We start from the raw sequence: 16,626 nt of genomic DNA on the forward strand, positions 1-16,626 counted from the left end.
TTGAGGCATTTATGGCTTACAGTACTTTTTCTCAGCAAAAAAATGACCAACTAAAAGAACCAATGTTCTTGGGTCAGTCGGTAAACGTTGCACGTTACGACCAACAAAAATTCGAAATCTTCGAAAAGCTTATCGAGAAGCAGCTTTCTTTCTTCTGGCGTCCAGAAGAAGTAGACGTGTCTAGCGACCGTATCGACTACAACAAGCTTCCTGAGCATGAAAAGCACATCTTCATCTCTAACTTGAAGTACCAAACGCTTCTAGATTCAATCCAAGGCCGCAGCCCTAACGTTGCCCTACTTCCATTGGTATCTCTACCAGAAGTTGAAACTTGGATTGAAACTTGGTCTTTCTCTGAAACGATTCACTCTCGTTCTTACACGCACATCATCCGTAACATCGTGAATGATCCAGGCGTAGTATTCGACGACATCGTTGAAAATGAAGAGATTCTGAAGCGTGCTAAAGACATCGCTTTCTACTACGACGACCTAATCAAGCTAACGGCTGACTACCACCGCTACGGTGAAGGCAACCACAGCATCAACGGCGAAGACGTCAAGATTTCACTTCACGACCTGAAGAAGAAACTTTACCTATGTCTAATGTCTGTAAACGCACTAGAAGCGATTCGTTTCTACGTAAGTTTCGCATGTTCATTTGCATTCGCTGAGCGTGAGCTAATGGAAGGTAACGCGAAGATCATCAAGCTAATCGCTCGTGATGAAGCCCTTCACCTTACTGGTACACAGCACATGATCAACTTGCTACGCAATGGTCAAGATGATTTTGAATTCATGCAGATCGCTGAAGAGTGTAAGCAAGAGTGTTTCGACCTATTCAAAGAAGCGGCTGAGCAAGAGAAAGAGTGGGCAGAATACCTATTCAAAGATGGCTCTATGATTGGTCTGAACAAAGACATTCTTTGCCAATACGTTGAGTACATTACCAACATCCGTATGCAGGCTGTTGGCCTAGGTACGGCTTACCCAGCAGCAACGTCGAACCCAATTCCATGGATCAACGCTTGGTTGTCTTCAGATAACGTTCAAGTTGCTCCACAAGAAGCAGAAATCAGTTCTTACCTAGTTGGCCAAATCGACAACGAAGTAAAAGCTGACGACTTTGAAGGATTTGAGCTGTAATGCCAACAATCAAAATCAACAAACTGACTTCAATTGAATCTAACCCTTCAAACACTCTGTTGGAAACAATGGAACAAGCTGGGTTAGAGCCAGAATACAACTGCCGAGATGGTCACTGTGGCGCTTGCCGCTGCACGTTGGATTCTGGTGAGGTCGAGTACGTTGGTTTTGCTATGGCTTACACGCAAGGTAATGAGATATTGCCTTGTATCTGTAAAGCAAAGACTGAGCTATCGCTGAGTAACGTTATTCATAGAAACAAGCAAAAACGCGCATAAGCCAGCTGGCTTTAGGTCACTTTGTTCGAATATCGTCAATAAGAATCAAAAAAGGGTCCGCTTCCTTTAGGAATGCGGACCCTTTTCTATTTATGTCTTTAGGTATCTAAAGCGACTCGTCTATCACTCAACCAAATCTTCCTGTTGGCTTGTGTCATACAAAGCCAAACGTTTATTGCTGAGTCAGGTTAAGAGTCACAGAGCCAATATAACAAGCGCTTCGGCACTCTCCACAGCCGTTACACTTATCTTTGTCCACTGTAGGCAACTCTCCTACTTCGATGTGTATTGCACCAGCTGAACACGCCGTTTGGCATGCTGAACAGTCCATTTGCATGTAATTATTGCAGCTATCCGCAAAGCTCGGCTTGAGGTCGATATAAGGCGTGACCGTTGGATGAAGTGCGCCGGTCGGACACACTTCAGTGCATTTGTTACACATAGAACAACTGTTGTAATCCAAATTCAGCAGCGCACTGCCCTCTAGCATCTCAATAACGCTATTTGGACACGATTGTTCACACAATCCACAACCGTCGCAAAGACGCTCAAACAGCACCTCATCGACCGCTCTTGGCGGTCTTGCATGCAAGCGCTGTGATATCTCTTCATAATTCGCGGCTGCTTTAACCGGTTTAGAAAGTCGAGTTAAGAAACCGCGTCTATTTGAATTTATTTGTTCAGACATTAGTCGATATATAACTTATTAGTAGCAACGTTTAAATTATATTCAGATATTAAGTACTTAAACCAATCTATTACATCAACCGATAGCTTTTTATAAAAAGATAACTCTGATGCTTTATTTAGTTTTTCTAAATAAACAGAAGACCAAGTTAATAAGTGACCCTCAAGTAATTCACCGGCTGAATTAATATTATTATTTTCTAACAAATACGCATGAGCGAATAACATTAAACCAAATTGATCTTCCGGCTCTCTTAACCCAGTGTCTAATTCAATCTGATTCAATTCTAAAAACTGGCGATACTCAACCGTAGAAGCACCAAACACAACGCGGTCTTTATCTAGGTACACAGAACCCCAAGGCGGAGCTGGCATGTCTCCAACGCCTTCAAACAGGCGGCTGAACTCTGCTGCGAGCGCATCTTCGTCTTCGCTTCTTAATGCCTGCAAGCATTCTTCAGAGAGTACTTCGCTCTCAACCAAAGCTTCGACAATGGTGATTAACTGTTCTTTACTTGTCGCTTGATAAAATAGCGAACCCAACAATTTATGCGTATCGATAATCATTATTATTTATACCGTTATAGGTTTAAAGATAATTATATTAATTAACTCATTTCATTCTTTGATCTATTTTATACATTCAATTCATAAACTTTAAATTCCACACTTATTTGATGCCAATCAATCAATAATTCGAAATAAATACATAAAGAACAAACTACCTATAAAGTGCTAGCTATCAATAGCAAAAGGCATCTTAGAATGACGAATAAGAAAGAATCTGGGGTAATGAATCTTACTCGAAGAGGCTTCATGAAAGCTTCCTCTGCAGTAGGTAGTACAGCTGCACTTGCGGGCGGTATTGCATTACCTTTCAAATCCAAACCAGTAGCGGCTGCAGTTGCTGAAAATGTGGATGAGAAAATCGTATGGAGTGCATGTACAGTAAACTGTGGCTCTCGCTGCCCACTGCGTATGCATGTACAAAACGGTGAAATCAAATACGTAGAAACAGACAACACAGGCACTGACGAATACGGTCATCACCAAGTTCGTGCGTGTCTACGTGGTCGCTCGATGCGCCGCCGTGTTTATAACCCAGATCGCCTAAAGTACCCAATGAAACGTGTGGGTAAACGTGGTGAAGGTAAGTTTAAGCGTATTAGCTGGGAAGAGGCTTATGATGAAGTCGCTGGCACCATGCAACGCCTTATCAAAGACTACGGTAACGACACTATCTACCTAAACTACGGTACAGGTACGCTGGGCGGCACGGTTACTAAATCTTGGCCACCAGCTCAAACGCTGATTGCTCGTCTAATGAACCTAAGTGGTGGTTACTTAAACCATTACGGTGACTACTCAACAGCGCAAATCACGAAAGGCTTGAGCTACACCTACGGCGGTTGGGCAAACAACAACTCTTTCTCTGATTTAGAGAACACTAAACTTAACATTCAGTTTGGTAACAACCCTGCTGAGACGCGTATGTCTGGTGGCGGCCAGATCCACCACTACGTTGAAAGCAAAAACAAATCAAACGCAAGAACGATCATCATCGACCCTCGCTACACCGATACTGCCGGTGGCCGTGAAGATCAATGGATCCCAATTCGTCCTTCTACAGATGCGGCATTGGTAGCGGGTCTTGCACACGTGATGATCACTGAAGACCTTGTCGACCAACCGTTCCTAGACAAATACTGTGTCGGTTACGATGAGAAGACCCTTCCTGCATCAGCGCCTAAAAACAGCGACTACAAATCTTACATCCTAGGTTTAGGTGAAGATGGCGTAGAGAAGACACCAGAATGGGCTTCTAAGATCACGGGTATTCCAGTTGACACCATCGTTAAGCTTGGCCGTGAAATGGGCACAGCGAAACCATGTGCGATTCACCAAGGTTGGGGCTTACAACGCACTGCGAACGGTGAACTAGCGTGTCGTGCAATCGCGATGCTGTCACTGCTCACTGGCTCTGTGGGCGTATCAGGCGGTTCAACAGGCGCTCGTGAAAGCGACATCAACATTCCATTTGTCCGCTTCCCTACTGTGCCAAACCCAGTTGAAACGTCTATTTCAATGTTCATGTGGACAGACGCGATTTACCGTCACCATGAAATGACCGACATCACTGATGGTGTTCGCGGTGCAGAGCGCCTTAAGAACCCAATCAAGATGATCTGGAACTACGCAGGTAACTGCATCATTAACCAACACTCAGACATCAACAAGACTCACGCGATTCTTCAAGATGAAAGTGCGTGTGAAATGATTGTCGTGGTTGATAACCATATGACGTCTTCAGCGAAGTACGCCGATATCATCCTGCCAGACTTAACAACGTCTGAGCAAGACGACTGGTGTATGGACGGTAAAGCGGCGAACATGCCTTACTTCATCTACGCGCAGAAAGCGATTGAGCCTCAGTTTGAAGCGAAATCTATCTACGAGATGTGTACTCAGCTTGCGAAACGAATGGGCGTAGAAAAAGAGTTCACCGAAGGCCGTACTCAAGAGCAATGGATTGAGCACCTTTACGCAGAAACTCGTAAGAACGATCCAACACTGCCAACCTTCGAAGAGATGAAAGAGCTGGGTATCTACAAACGTAGCTACGACCACCACTACATCGCTTATGAAGATTTCCGTAAAGATCCTGAAGCGAACCCACTGACCACACCAAGTGGCAAGATCGAGATCTACTCAGAGCAACTGGCTGATATCGCGAAGACTTGGAAGCTGAAAGAAGACGAAGTGATTCACCCACTTCCGATTTACGCGGACTCTTTCGAAGGTCATAACGACCCACTAGCAGAGAAGTACCCACTTCAGCTAACCGGTTTCCACTACAAGGCTCGTACTCACTCGACTTACGGCAACGTTGCAGAAATCAAAGCAGCAGCACCGCAAGAGTTGTGGATCAACCCAATCGATGCAAAAGAACGTGGTATTGAAAGCGGCGACATGGTGAGTATTTTCAACGACCGTGGCGAAGTACATATTCCAGCGAAAGTGACACCTAGGATTCTTCCTCGAGTTGTCGCACTAGGCGAAGGTGCATGGTACGCACCAGATGGTCAGAAGATCGACCATGCAGGCTCTATCAACGTGCTGACGACTCAGCGCCCGAGCCCACTTGCTAAGGGTAACCCTCAGCATACAAACCTAGTTCAAATCAAAGCGCTAAAGAAAGCATAAGGTAGGTTGGAATGAAACAATACGGCTTTTACATTGATTCAAGTAAATGCACGGGTTGTAAAACCTGTCAGCTTGCTTGTAAAGATTATAACGATCTAGACATCAAAACGAACTACCGTCGCGTATACGAATATGCCGGTGGTGGCTTCACTCAAGATGGTGATACCTGGATTCAGAAAGATGTCTTTTCTTACTACCTATCTATCGCTTGTAACCACTGTACTAACCCAGCGTGTGTGAAAGTGTGTCCTTCGGGCGCAATGCACAAACGTGATGAAGACGGTTTGGTTGTGGTTGATGAGAGCGTATGTATTGGTTGTCAGCACTGTAGCAATGCGTGTCCTTACGGCGCACCACAATACAATGCTAAGAAAGGTCATATGACGAAATGCGATGGTTGTTACCAACGTGTTTCTGAAGGCAAACAGCCTATCTGTGTTGAGTCTTGCCCACTTCGTGCATTGGAGTTTGGTGAAATCAATACACTTCGTGAGAAGTACGGCTCTGGTGCGGATGTGGCTCCACTGCCATCTTCAACAGAAACGCTACCAAACATCGTGATTAAGCTGAACAAAAACGCGAAGCCGACTGGCGATACCAGCGGTCACCTAGCAAACCCGAAGGAGGTGTAAGATGATTTTTCATGAGTGGTCTTTAATCTTCTTTACGGTGCTGGCGCAAACTGCGGTTGGTGGTTACTTACTGATTGCCGCACGTGCACTGGTACTTGGTCATGACGAAGAGAAGCTGAACAGCTACAAGGTTCCAATGTTTATCCTATGGGTACTGATGGGTCTTGGCTTCATGTTCTCGACAACGCACCTTGGCTCTCCACTGCGCGCGTTTAACGCTTTTAATCAGCTAGGTTCGGCTTGGTTGTCTAACGAAGTGTTCTTCGGTGCGGCATTCTTCGCTGTCGGTGGCCTGCAATGGTTACTGTCGGTAGTCAAGAAAGGTGGCGTTGCTATCCAGAAAGCACTGATGGTTGGCGCGATGGTACTGGGTGTTATCTTCATGTACGCGATGATCAACGTATACATGATCAACACAGTACCGACGTGGGACAACATCTACACACCACTGAGCTTCATCATGACGATGGTTGTGGGTGGCTTGCTGTTATCTCAGTTCGTGATTGTATTCGCAAACGACAGCCGCTTTACGGTTGACCGTAACATCACCATGTTGGCTGTTATCGCTGTTGCTATCAGCTTGCTTGTGACAGTAGGAAAACTGAACCTAATCGGAGACATCCAAACTTCAGCGGCAAAAGCGTCTGAGTTAGTCGATGGTTTAGGCAGCTATGTGATTCTTCAAGTGGCACTGCTAATGGCAAGCTTGTTGATTTGGATTCTACCTATGCTGAACAAAGCAAAAGTGAACCCAGTTAACCTTGGCTTAGCACTAGTATTGTTCTTGGCTTCAGAGTTAATCGGCCGTGGTTTGTTCTACAGCCTACATATGACAAGCGGTTTGTAATCGAGTTCTTACAGACATGAGTTGCGTGTAAACATCGCTGCTTGTTTGGTTATCTAGAAGGCTAGATAAACAAAAGGCCCAACACCTATTTAGATGTTGGGCCTTTTTATTTCGTTTTTTCTAGCGTTTTTAATACAGACTTAGCGAGTTCGCTTACATCGTTAGCTTACATAGCTACTTAATGATAGCCGCTGGAATAAACATGTCTTTTAATCGCTTAACCGAAGAATAAGTACCAAACATCGGTTTGTTATCTAAATGCCTTCTCAGCATATCGGTGGCAACGGTCTTAATCACGTTGCGTTGGTCTTCACGCGAGTACTGACGATAAAACTCAAGTACCTGCCCCCACTCGCCTGCTTCAGTCGACAATGCAACGCTGAATGTGTTGCCTTCCAGCTTACCAGTCACCAAAGCCAATTCAGTTCCGCACTTATCTCTTGTTGCTCCAGCCAGCGCAAAGGTCGCGGCTAATGGATCGCTCTTTTCAAGTTCGCTCTCTTTTGGCTCAGCCATCACCCATGAGTGTCCGAAGCAATCTTCTATCTGCTCATTCAATTGCAGCCACGCTGACAGTGAACCTTTGGTCGACACTTCAGACACAGATAACGTCTTCTTTTTTTCCGCCATGATGTGTCCAATATGGTCAATCATCGGCTCATCAACACTAACGACATTACTCTCTAGCAGCTTGTAAACCATCTGCAGAAGCTTAACGCGAGTTTCTAAGTCTGCCTTAGGACCAAACAGTTTGACCTCAATGAACGGCAGATAAGAGCGATAACCAAGTTCATAACCTTCTGGCAGCTTTAGTTGATCCAAAACATCAGAGATACCGGACTCAGACAAACCAAACGTAAACAGTCGACTGCATTCAGAGGCAACCACTTGAGGGTAGGTACACGACAAGTCAGGAAGAATCTCAAACGTCACCATGCGCTTGAATTCACTTGGTACACCCGGCGTGAAATAGAAAGTCGCATCGTTAATTTTCAGTTTGAAGCCACAAGCCGTCCCTACAGGGTTATCGACAATCTCTGAACTCGCAGGTAACAAAGCTTGTTTAAGGTTGCTGTCTGGCATTGGCATGCCACGTCCAGAGAACATCTCTTCCATACGATCAAGCCATTCAGGGAACATGACGAGTTTCTGCTCGGAAGCAGCTGCAGCGGCGGCAGCACTCATATCATCGGTTGTCGGGCCTAAACCACCATTAACGATAACCACATCATAGTTAAAGCTCAGCATCAGCAGTTCTTCAACAAGAGCATTCATTTGATCACCCACAGTTGAGCGCTTAGCAAGCGCAAAACCATGCTGATAAAACTCAGCAGACATCCAAGCTGCGTTTGTATCTACAATGTCTCCATGAAGAACTTCTTCACCTGTGCTTAACATTGCGATTTTCGTCATATTTCTATCCCTTGTTGTCATAAAAAGACACTGCATTATTTACAAACTGGTCTATGGTTGAATTTGGAGCAATTCGCCTTTTCACTAATATTAATAATGTTAAACCTAAGGTTTTCTTAGGAAAAGCTATAAATTATTAGTTCCCTAAATCAGGCATTTAATAGATAATTGTGACCCTGATCAATTCCAAACTTTCTCATGGAGACCCTTGTGTCCAAATCACCGTTACTAGCAAAGGTTACTGCCGCATTTTCAATGCTAATGTCAGTTAACTCGGTTGCAAGCCAATACGACTTCGACCAGCCAATCAACCTTTCTTACTCGGATGAATGTGCTCAAGATTACTGTTTTAATGACAACTTGTACACCTACAAGCCTAGTACCAATTACGCACTGAGCGAATCGAGTGATGAGTACGACTTCTCAATCCAACAACCAAAACACATGTTGGTGAGTCAGGAGAAAGATTGGGATTACCTAATGGGTCAAACCTACACCATTCTTGGCTTGAGTGTCGCGACAGTGGGTCTAATGACTCTGCTCCCTGAAAGTATTACTAAGTGGGATGATGACCAACGTGATATCAGCTCATTAGGTAAAAAGTGGAAAGATAACGTTTCTGCTGGTCCAACATGGGACCGTGACGAACACTTCCTAAACTACGTAATGCACCCATATTTCGGTGGTGTTTACTACACCGCAGCTCGACACGCAGGTTACGACGAGTTTGAGTCATTCTTATACTCTTGGACTATGTCGACGTTCTTCTGGGAATACGGCGTAGAAGCGTTTGCAGAAGTACCTTCATGGCAAGATCTCTTCATCACACCTTTCTTCGGTGCGGTTGTCGGTGAAATGATGCTAGAAGCAGAGCAGGATATCATTGCTTCAGGTGGCGAAGTGATGGGCTCTCAAACCATGGGTGATGTGTCGCTATTCTTCCTTAACCCTGTTGGACACATTCACTACTGGGTAAGTGACGCATGGGGCGGTGATGCAGAAGTTAACCTGAATACTAACCCTTGGTGGGATAACCAAGACGCTGCACGTTTTGCTTACGATGCTGGCGCACCATACGACTCTCAGTTTGTTGGTATGAACTTCAAAGTAACGTTCTAATTCGTCTCTAGTACTACTCAATATAAGTTATTGAATATAAGTTGCTGAATCATCAATCACAGTGACAACTCTTCTAAAAAGCGGCTCTCTAGCCGCTTTTTTTGTGCCCTACTCTTCATTCTCTTTTTTTGCATCGAAGCTTAGTTTCAAAAATTGACCTAGGTCAAACATTGTTCGATGTAACCTTCTACACTGAAATTAAAGAACTTTATCGCGTGATATCAAACATTTAATTAGCAAAGAATAATTGAAACCTTGGGGGCTGATATGAACAGTACATTTATCGTAAACTTTATCGGAAAAGCATCACCAGCAACAATCAAACAGCTTGCTGCGGTTACTCACGAAAACGACGGCAAATGGCTCATCAGTAAAGTGAACTTTATTGAAGACCAAGTCGCAGGCGTACTAAAGGTTCAACTTCCAGCCATCAACGAATCGATTGTAAAAGAAGCGTTCAGCGCCAATCCAGATCTCATCGTGCAGTTTGTCGATTCCGATCATACACACAATGTTCAAGACACGGTCCATCACTTGAGACTCGACTCTAACGACCGAGCAGGTATCGTCAACGAAGTGACTCATGTATTGGATAGACAAGGAATCAGTATTCTCGATATGGATTGTCACCGCGTCTTTATCGCTGGTGGCGGCGGTGTTAGCTCAAGTCTATTCACATCAAAAATCGCCGTTAAGCTGCCAATCGAAGTACAGATCGACGACGTAGTTAATGAACTCGAAACGCTCAGTGAAGATACTCGTGTGATGATTGAAAGCTAAATAAACAAAATTAAAGAACAAAAAAGAGCAGCTCATTAGCTGCTCTTTGTATTGCTCTGAACTTGTGATTCAGTTACTTAACTGACCATTGTGATAATGAGCGTTTGAAGTCTTCATAGCCGAATTCATTTAGCTTCTGAACTTCACCACTGCTACGTTCACAGTAGATTGAAGGCATTTTAAGGCCATTGAACCAGTTCAATTTCACCATGGTGTAACCCGCGCTGTCTAACAGATGCAGCTTTTGACCAATCTTAAGTGGCTCATCAAAGCTCGCTTCGCAGAACTGATCGCCCGCAAGACATGAACACGAACCAATCACGTAGTCATGGCTGCCTGTTTCTGATGCTTCCAATACTGATGCGGGCTCATTGTAGATAAGCGTGTCAAGGCGGTGCGCCTCAGTCGCTGAATCCACAATCGCTGTTTTCTTCACGTTCTCAACAATATCGACCACTGTCACAACTAGGTCGGTTGTTTTAGTGATGATCGCTTCACCCGGCTCAAGGTACATCTGCACGCCGTGTTTCTCAGAGAAGGCTTTCAGCGCAAGACCAAGCTTTTCGATGTCATAGCCAGGCCATGTAAAGAACACACCACCGCCCATGCTCACCCAATCCAAATTATCTAAGTGCTCGCCAAACTGTTTTGAGATTGAATCAAGTAGGCCGATAAAGGCATCAACGTCTTTGTTCTCACAGTTCATGTGGAACATCACACCATTAATCTCATCGAAAATTTCTGGTTTGATGTGGTCAGCTTGCACGCCCAAACGCGAGAATTGACGTGCTGGATTCGCCAAGTCTTGCCCTGCGTAGCTCACGCCCGGATTTAAACGTAAACCCAGTGAAGCTTTACCTTCAACAATATGACGGTAAGCAGCAAGTTGGCTTTGAGAGTTGAAGATCATCTTGTCGCAGATGTCAGCAACCTCTCTCACGTCATCTTCACTGTAGCCTACACTGTAAGCATGAGTTTCACCGCCAAAAGTTTCGTGACCTAATTTCACTTCATAAGGGCCAGAACTAGTAGTACCGTCTAGGTACGGTTTGATGATGTCAAACACGCCCCAAGTCGAGAAGCACTTAAGCGCAAGTACCAATTTCACACCTGAAATCTCTTTCAGTTGCTTGGCTTTTTCTAAGTTCGCAATCAACTTGTCTTCGTTGATCATGAAATATGGGGTTTTTAGTTCTTCTTTCTTAAACGTCATTTTTGTAAACACTCAAGCAGCATCTATAGATGGAAAGGTAAATTAACAATTTTGGTGTGATTTATTTTGATTTTGTCCTGTCCGAGCGCAGTGAGTTACAAAATCAAAATAAATGATACCAAAGCTTCAAGGCTATCATCATCGAAAAGGGAACAATCCATGTCCCCTTTAATTAGCAATCAAAACAAGAAATCAGTTCTTATTTTTTCAGCTCATGAATCACTGGAAGACCTTGGCCTGCTTCAAGCTCTTGAACATGCCAATCTAGACCAATTTCCGGCATAGTTGCTAGGAACGGATCTGGATTTAGCTGTTCCATGTTGAACACGCCTTTATCAGCCCATTCGCCACGGAAGAACTGAAGTGCAGCGGTAATCGCTGGAACACCAGTTGTGTAAGAGATCGCTTGGTGCTCTACGTCTTCGTAAGCCACTTCGTGGTCTGCGTTATTGTAGATGAATACGCTACGCTCTTTACCATCTTTCTTACCTTGAACCCAAGTACCGATACACGTTAAACCAGTGTAACCCGGAGCTAGAGATGTTGGATCCGGTAGTAGTGCTTTAAGAACATGCAGAGGCTGAACCACAGTACCATCGTGCAGTGTTAGCGGATCTGGGCTAAGAAGACCGATATCACGCATGCACTTGAAGTAGTTCAAGTATGCATCACCAAAGCCCATCCAAAATTCGATACGCTTAGCTGGGATGAACTCTTTCATTGAACGAACTTCATCGTGCGCCATTGAGTAAACTTTGTGAGAACCACAGTTCGGGAATTCAAACTCAAGCATACGAGAGTGACAAGGTACTTGTTTCCACTCTTCATTTTCCCAGTAGAAAGAATCGCCTTGGATCTCAAGCATGTTGGTTTCTGGGTCAAAGTTTGTCGCAAACTTCTTGCCGTGGTCACCAGCATTCACATCCATTACATCAATTGAGTCAATCTCATCGAACAAGTGCTTAACCGCGTATGCAGCAAAGATTGATACCACACCTGGATCGAAACCAGCACCAAGAATACCTGTGATGCCTGCTTCAGCGAACTTCTCACGGTAGCCCCACTGCCAATCGTAAGCTTGTGGTACTTGTTGGCCTTCAGAACATAGGTCAACCGCTACCGATGTATCTAAATAAGAAACTTTAGATTGGTAACATGCTTCCATGATTGCCATGTTTACCCAAGGAGGACCAGCGTTGATCACTAGATCCGGCTGAACTTCTTTAATCAAAGCAACAAGCGCATCAACATCATCAGCGTCTACTGAACGTGCTTCTAGTTTCTTAGTTGAATCTTTAAGGTTGTTTTTGCCCTTGATAGATTCGATGATTTTTTCACACTTCGCGATTGTGCGAGAAGCGATTGTGATATCACCCAGTACTTCGTTATTTTGTGCTGCTTTGTGTGCAACAACCCAACCAACGCCGCCTGCACCAATTTGTAGAATAGCCATAATTAATTACCCTTGTTGTTCTGCTAGCTCAGTGGCTAGAGTTTGAATTTTGTTAATTAGAGATTTGAAATCTGATGTCTTTAGGCACGGATTCAAGATAGTGAATTTAAGCGCACTCTTACCATCCACGACCGTTTCACCGAGTACTGCAACACCACGAGTCAGCGTTTCCAGTCTTAGCGTTTGATTCAATTTGTCTAAATCTAGCTCGCCGTTTGCTGACGGCTTAGATCGGAACAGCACTGTTGATAGTGACGGCTCTGCGAGTAGCTCTAAGTCAGCTTGGTTTTGAATCAGGTCTGCCACTTCTAGCGTTTGCTCAAGAAGATGGTCGTACATATCACCCAACTGCTTTGGTCCAACGCTTTGCATCGTCATGAAGACTTTCAATGCATCGAAACGCTTGGTGGTCGCAATAGACTTATCGACTAGATTTGGCAGTTCATCGTGTTCGCGGTTTAGGTAATCTGCGTGATGTAGAAGGTACTTAAAGTTCGCTTTGTCTTTCAACAATACCGCGCCGCAGCTGATTGTTTGATAGAACAATTTGTGGAAATCGACACTCACAGAGTCCGCTTTTTCGATGCCTTGTAAGCGAGCCTTGTGGCTACTCAAGATAAGCGCGCCACCGTAAGCACTGTCGACATGGAACCAAAGATCTTGCTGACTTGCGATTTCTGCAATCGCATCAAGGTCATCGATAGCACCATGATCGGTTGTGCCCGCAGTACCAATCACAGCAAAAGGAATCAGACCTTGTGCTTTCAGTGCTTTCACTTCTGCGTCTAGCAAGTCAGGCTTGATAGTGCCGTTTGCATTGGTATCAACACAGCACACTGCCGCTTCGCCTAGCCCTAGTAGAGAGGCTGACTTTTGAACCGTGAAGTGAGATTTCTTTGAACATAAGATACGCAGTTTGCTCGCGTATTCTGGTAAGCCAAGCTTTTGGATAGAATGACCATTGTGCTTATCCGCAACCCAGTCTCTCGCAAGCAATAAACCCATTAGGTTACTTTGCGTGCCTCCGCTAGTGAAAACACCGTCAGCTTGTGCGCCAAGTTGGTATTTGTCACACATCCAATCCACAACGCGCTGCTCAACATAAGTCGCAGCCGATGCTTGGTCCCATGAATCCATTGATTGATTCAACGCCGCGATAATCGATTCCGCTGCTACCGAAGCCATAAGAGGAGGAGTGTGAAGGTGTGCAATGCAATCTGGGTGTTGCACGAAGATGGAGTTTGCAGCGACAAGGTCTGCAGTACTATCTACAACATCAACCAAAGCGTGTTGATTGTTATCAAGGTCGACAGCATTGATAGCTGCTTCTAGCACTTTTGGATCTAAACCCGAATAAGGGGTTTCAACCTGTTCAAAAACCGCTTTCATCGCTTGAGTGGTTTGGTTCATCACGTTAGCAAATTCGTCGCTACCGCCTAAACCTGTATGGATGAAATGCTTGTTCCATTCTTGGTTTGCTTGTTCGCTTGAAGCTGGGTCTTGTTGTAAGCCACCACCAGCTGCGATGATCGCTTCTTCCATTACGCGGAGTGCAAAGTCAATCTGCTCAAAAGAGATAATCATTGGCGGAAGGAAACGAATTACCGAGCCATCACGACCACCCTTTTCAACCATCAAGCCACGCTCTAACGCTGCTCGTTGAATCGCTAGGGTTAGTTCGCCGTCTGATTGTGGTTCGCCAAACTTGTTAAGCTCACCATTTGGTTGTTTGATCTCAGCACCGAGCATCAGGCCTTTACCACGAACTTCAGCAATACAGCTAACGCGTGATTGAATCTTCTCAAGCCCGTGACGTAAATATTGGCCTGCGATGTTCGCGTGCTCAACTAAGCCATCTCGTTCGATGATCTCCAACGCCTTAGCGCCAGAGACCATTGCTAATTGGTTACCACGGAATGTACCGGTGTGCTCACCCGCTTTCCATGTATCAATGCTCTTATCGAACACAAGCAGCGACATAGGCAGTCCGCCACCAATCGCTTTAGATAAACATAAGATATCTGGATTAACACCAGACTCTTCAAACGCAAATCGATGGCCAGTTTTGCCCACACCACACTGAATCTCATCAAAAATCAGTAGGATGCCGTGCTCATCACAGATGCGACGTAGGCCTTGTAACCAAGATGCTGGAGCAGGAATCACACCGCCCTCACCTTGCACAGGCTCAACGATCATCGCCGCCGGTTTCATGATGCCAGACTCGTCATCATTCAACATACGTTCGATGTAACGAATGCTCGCGTTAGCACCCGCTTCACCACCAATACCAAACGGGCAGCGTAGGTTGTATGGGAAAGGCATGAAGTGCACATCAGACATCAAGCCGCTACGACGCTCTTTAGTGCCGAGGTTACCCATCATACCCATGGTGCCGTTCGTCATACCATGGTAAGCACCACGGAAAGCAAACATGGTGTTGCGACCTGTGGTTTGCTTGGCGAGCTTGATCGCCGCTTCCACAGCGTCAGCGCCAGATGGGCCACAGAATTGAAGAACCGAGTTATTTGAAAAGTCTTGAGGAAGAAAAGCTTTAACTCGCTTGATAAACGTCTCTTTTGCTTGAGTCGTGATATCAAGTGTTTGGTATGGCAAACCAGAATCGAGTTGGTCTTTAAGTGCTTGGTTAATCTCAGGGTGGTTGTAACCCAGAGAAAGTGTACCTGCACCGGCTAAGCAATCGAGAAAGAGTTGGCCACGAGTATCTTCAACTAAAGCGCCACATGCTCGTTTAATAGCAATAGGCAGGCGTCTTGGGTAAGAGCGAACATCCGACTCATGCTGTTCTTGCTCTAGCAAAATAGCGTCAGGTGTTAGGTCGTACGTTCCCTCTAAGATAGGAACCATAGTTGAAAATGAATTTGCGATAGTATTGATATCGACTTCAAAGGCGGTAGTCATAAAAGTCCCCTTGAATGTGTTCATACTCACCTCCATCAGACGCAATTACCCACCAACTCTCGTTAAATTTGGAGAGAGTTCATAGTGAAGTACACGTATTGTCTAGAAATGAGATATAGCTGTACGCTCGCATAAGTCAAATGACGAATACGAAATTAAGCCGTCTTAAGACAGCGATAAATTGTTAGCGTGAGCTCAAGGTTCAGTAATGCTACTGTTTTGAAGAATTGGACATTTTTGCAGGATCGGGCAGCTATGAGGAGCTGGTCCCTTTGGAAATGCAGAGCTGATTAGCAATGTTGTAATTAGTGTGTTCAATGTTGGGTTTCCCATTAACATGACGAACTGCGCCATAAGTATCCCGTCTATCAGCTAAAGGACTAGCCAATACCTACCCTACGTAATGTCCCAATCAGCAAGAATGGTCACTACGCGTATCCCCCAGAAGCAATCGTTGCTCTTCTTGAACATTTTCATTCCGAGATTGCGCGGGAAAGTAACATAAAGTGAAATGAACGATCAATAGTTTTTAGTAATAGCTTGATAAATAGCAGCGGTGGCTAAGCAATTGCTGTAAATATCGTCACACTATCGTTTGGGAAAGAGATCCCCGGTTCGCTCGTTCCTCACGCCCGAGGATGACGACGTGGATTTATAAACGTTACTAGAGAGACTTTGAGGTCATACCGTCTTTCCGTCATTCCCTAGCACGAGGAACGAGTTCATAGGGAATCTCGCTTTTAAAAACTAACTTGATTGCAAAATTTGAAACAGAGATAGAAATGAATGTTGAGTGCGGATTCGAACAAGAAGAGTTCTTAAACGTAAAAGCTAAACGTCAGAAACCAAAAAGCCCGAACATTTCTGTTCGGGCTTCTTAATTTGGAGCGATACATCGGGTTCGAACCGATGACCTCAACCTTGGCAAGGTTG

The 16,626-nt window shown here is 44.9% G+C and carries 13 protein-coding genes; 7 read left to right on the plus strand and 6 right to left on the minus strand.

Annotated elements, in window-relative coordinates:
* The first annotated feature begins 11 nt into the window (after positions 1-11).
* Entirely contained in the window at positions 12-1,145 is a 1,134-nt protein-coding gene (nrdB, locus tag AB6E78_RS12620; protein WP_017063554.1) for a class Ia ribonucleoside-diphosphate reductase subunit beta, read from the plus strand.
* The gene (gene yfaE / locus AB6E78_RS12625; protein WP_010438115.1) at positions 1,145-1,423 is read left to right on the plus strand and encodes a class I ribonucleotide reductase maintenance protein YfaE; all 279 of its coding nucleotides are present in this window, start codon (positions 1,145-1,147) and stop codon (positions 1,421-1,423) included. Before nrdB ends, yfaE begins: the two co-directional genes overlap by 1 nt.
* 172 nt (positions 1,424-1,595) lie before the next feature.
* Here the strand turns inward: yfaE and napF are convergent, their stop codons facing one another.
* Positions 1,596-2,111, minus strand: coding sequence for a ferredoxin-type protein NapF (napF, locus tag AB6E78_RS12630; protein WP_017060994.1), 516 nt, complete (start codon positions 2,109-2,111; stop codon positions 1,596-1,598).
* A complete protein-coding gene (locus AB6E78_RS12635) occupies positions 2,111-2,677 on the minus strand; it encodes a molecular chaperone TorD family protein (protein WP_372133730.1) in 567 nt (188 codons plus the stop codon). Before AB6E78_RS12635 ends, napF begins: the two co-directional genes overlap by 1 nt.
* 198 nt (positions 2,678-2,875) lie before the next feature.
* Here AB6E78_RS12635 and AB6E78_RS12640 point away from each other — a divergent pair, with 198 nt between their 5' ends.
* Genes AB6E78_RS12640 through AB6E78_RS12650 form a run of 3 tightly spaced genes read left to right on the plus strand, consistent with a single transcriptional unit; the run spans position 2,876 to position 6,793 of the window.
* Complete coding sequence (locus AB6E78_RS12640; RefSeq protein ID WP_372133728.1) at positions 2,876-5,314, plus strand: DmsA/YnfE/YnfF family dimethyl sulfoxide reductase; 2,439 nt, start codon at positions 2,876-2,878, stop codon at positions 5,312-5,314.
* 11 nt (positions 5,315-5,325) lie between these two features.
* Entirely contained in the window at positions 5,326-5,946 is a 621-nt protein-coding gene (locus AB6E78_RS12645; RefSeq protein ID WP_372073710.1) for a DMSO/selenate family reductase complex B subunit, read from the plus strand.
* 1 nt (position 5,947) lies between these two features.
* Positions 5,948-6,793, plus strand: a complete 846-nt coding sequence (locus AB6E78_RS12650) for a dimethyl sulfoxide reductase anchor subunit family protein (RefSeq protein WP_372133726.1) — start codon at positions 5,948-5,950, stop codon at positions 6,791-6,793.
* Between the two features lie 174 nt (positions 6,794-6,967).
* Here the strand turns inward: AB6E78_RS12650 and AB6E78_RS12655 are convergent, their stop codons facing one another.
* Positions 6,968-8,206 carry a CinA family nicotinamide mononucleotide deamidase-related protein gene (locus AB6E78_RS12655; RefSeq protein ID WP_372073706.1) on the minus strand — a complete coding sequence of 413 codons (1,239 nt, stop codon included), beginning with the start codon at positions 8,204-8,206 and terminating at the stop codon, positions 6,968-6,970.
* A 210-nt stretch (positions 8,207-8,416) separates the two neighbouring features.
* Between AB6E78_RS12655 and AB6E78_RS12660 the strand changes: the two genes are divergently transcribed.
* Positions 8,417-9,325 (plus strand): DUF3943 domain-containing protein, encoded by a 909-nt coding sequence (locus tag AB6E78_RS12660; protein ID WP_017065591.1) that lies wholly within the window; start codon positions 8,417-8,419, stop codon positions 9,323-9,325.
* A 267-nt stretch (positions 9,326-9,592) separates the two neighbouring features.
* Complete coding sequence (locus AB6E78_RS12665; RefSeq protein WP_017061000.1) at positions 9,593-10,105, plus strand: glycine cleavage system protein R; 513 nt, start codon at positions 9,593-9,595, stop codon at positions 10,103-10,105.
* A 73-nt stretch (positions 10,106-10,178) separates the two neighbouring features.
* Here the strand turns inward: AB6E78_RS12665 and nspC are convergent, their stop codons facing one another.
* The 3 genes from nspC to AB6E78_RS12680 all read right to left on the minus strand — a co-directional run bounded on the left by nspC (position 10,179) and on the right by AB6E78_RS12680 (position 15,717).
* Complete coding sequence (gene nspC / locus AB6E78_RS12670; RefSeq protein WP_371721090.1) at positions 10,179-11,318, minus strand: carboxynorspermidine decarboxylase; 1,140 nt, start codon at positions 11,316-11,318, stop codon at positions 10,179-10,181.
* A gap of 199 nt (positions 11,319-11,517) precedes the next feature.
* A complete protein-coding gene (locus tag AB6E78_RS12675; RefSeq protein ID WP_372133724.1) occupies positions 11,518-12,771 on the minus strand; it encodes a carboxynorspermidine synthase in 1,254 nt (417 codons plus the stop codon).
* 6 nt (positions 12,772-12,777) lie between these two features.
* Complete coding sequence (locus tag AB6E78_RS12680; RefSeq protein WP_372133722.1) at positions 12,778-15,717, minus strand: pyridoxal phosphate-dependent class III aminotransferase; 2,940 nt, start codon at positions 15,715-15,717, stop codon at positions 12,778-12,780.
* Positions 15,718-16,626: the final 909 nt, after the last annotated feature.

It is taken from the genome of Vibrio sp. 10N.247.310.98 (assembly GCF_041467395.1).
Classification (GTDB): domain Bacteria; phylum Pseudomonadota; class Gammaproteobacteria; order Enterobacterales; family Vibrionaceae; genus Vibrio; species Vibrio crassostreae_C.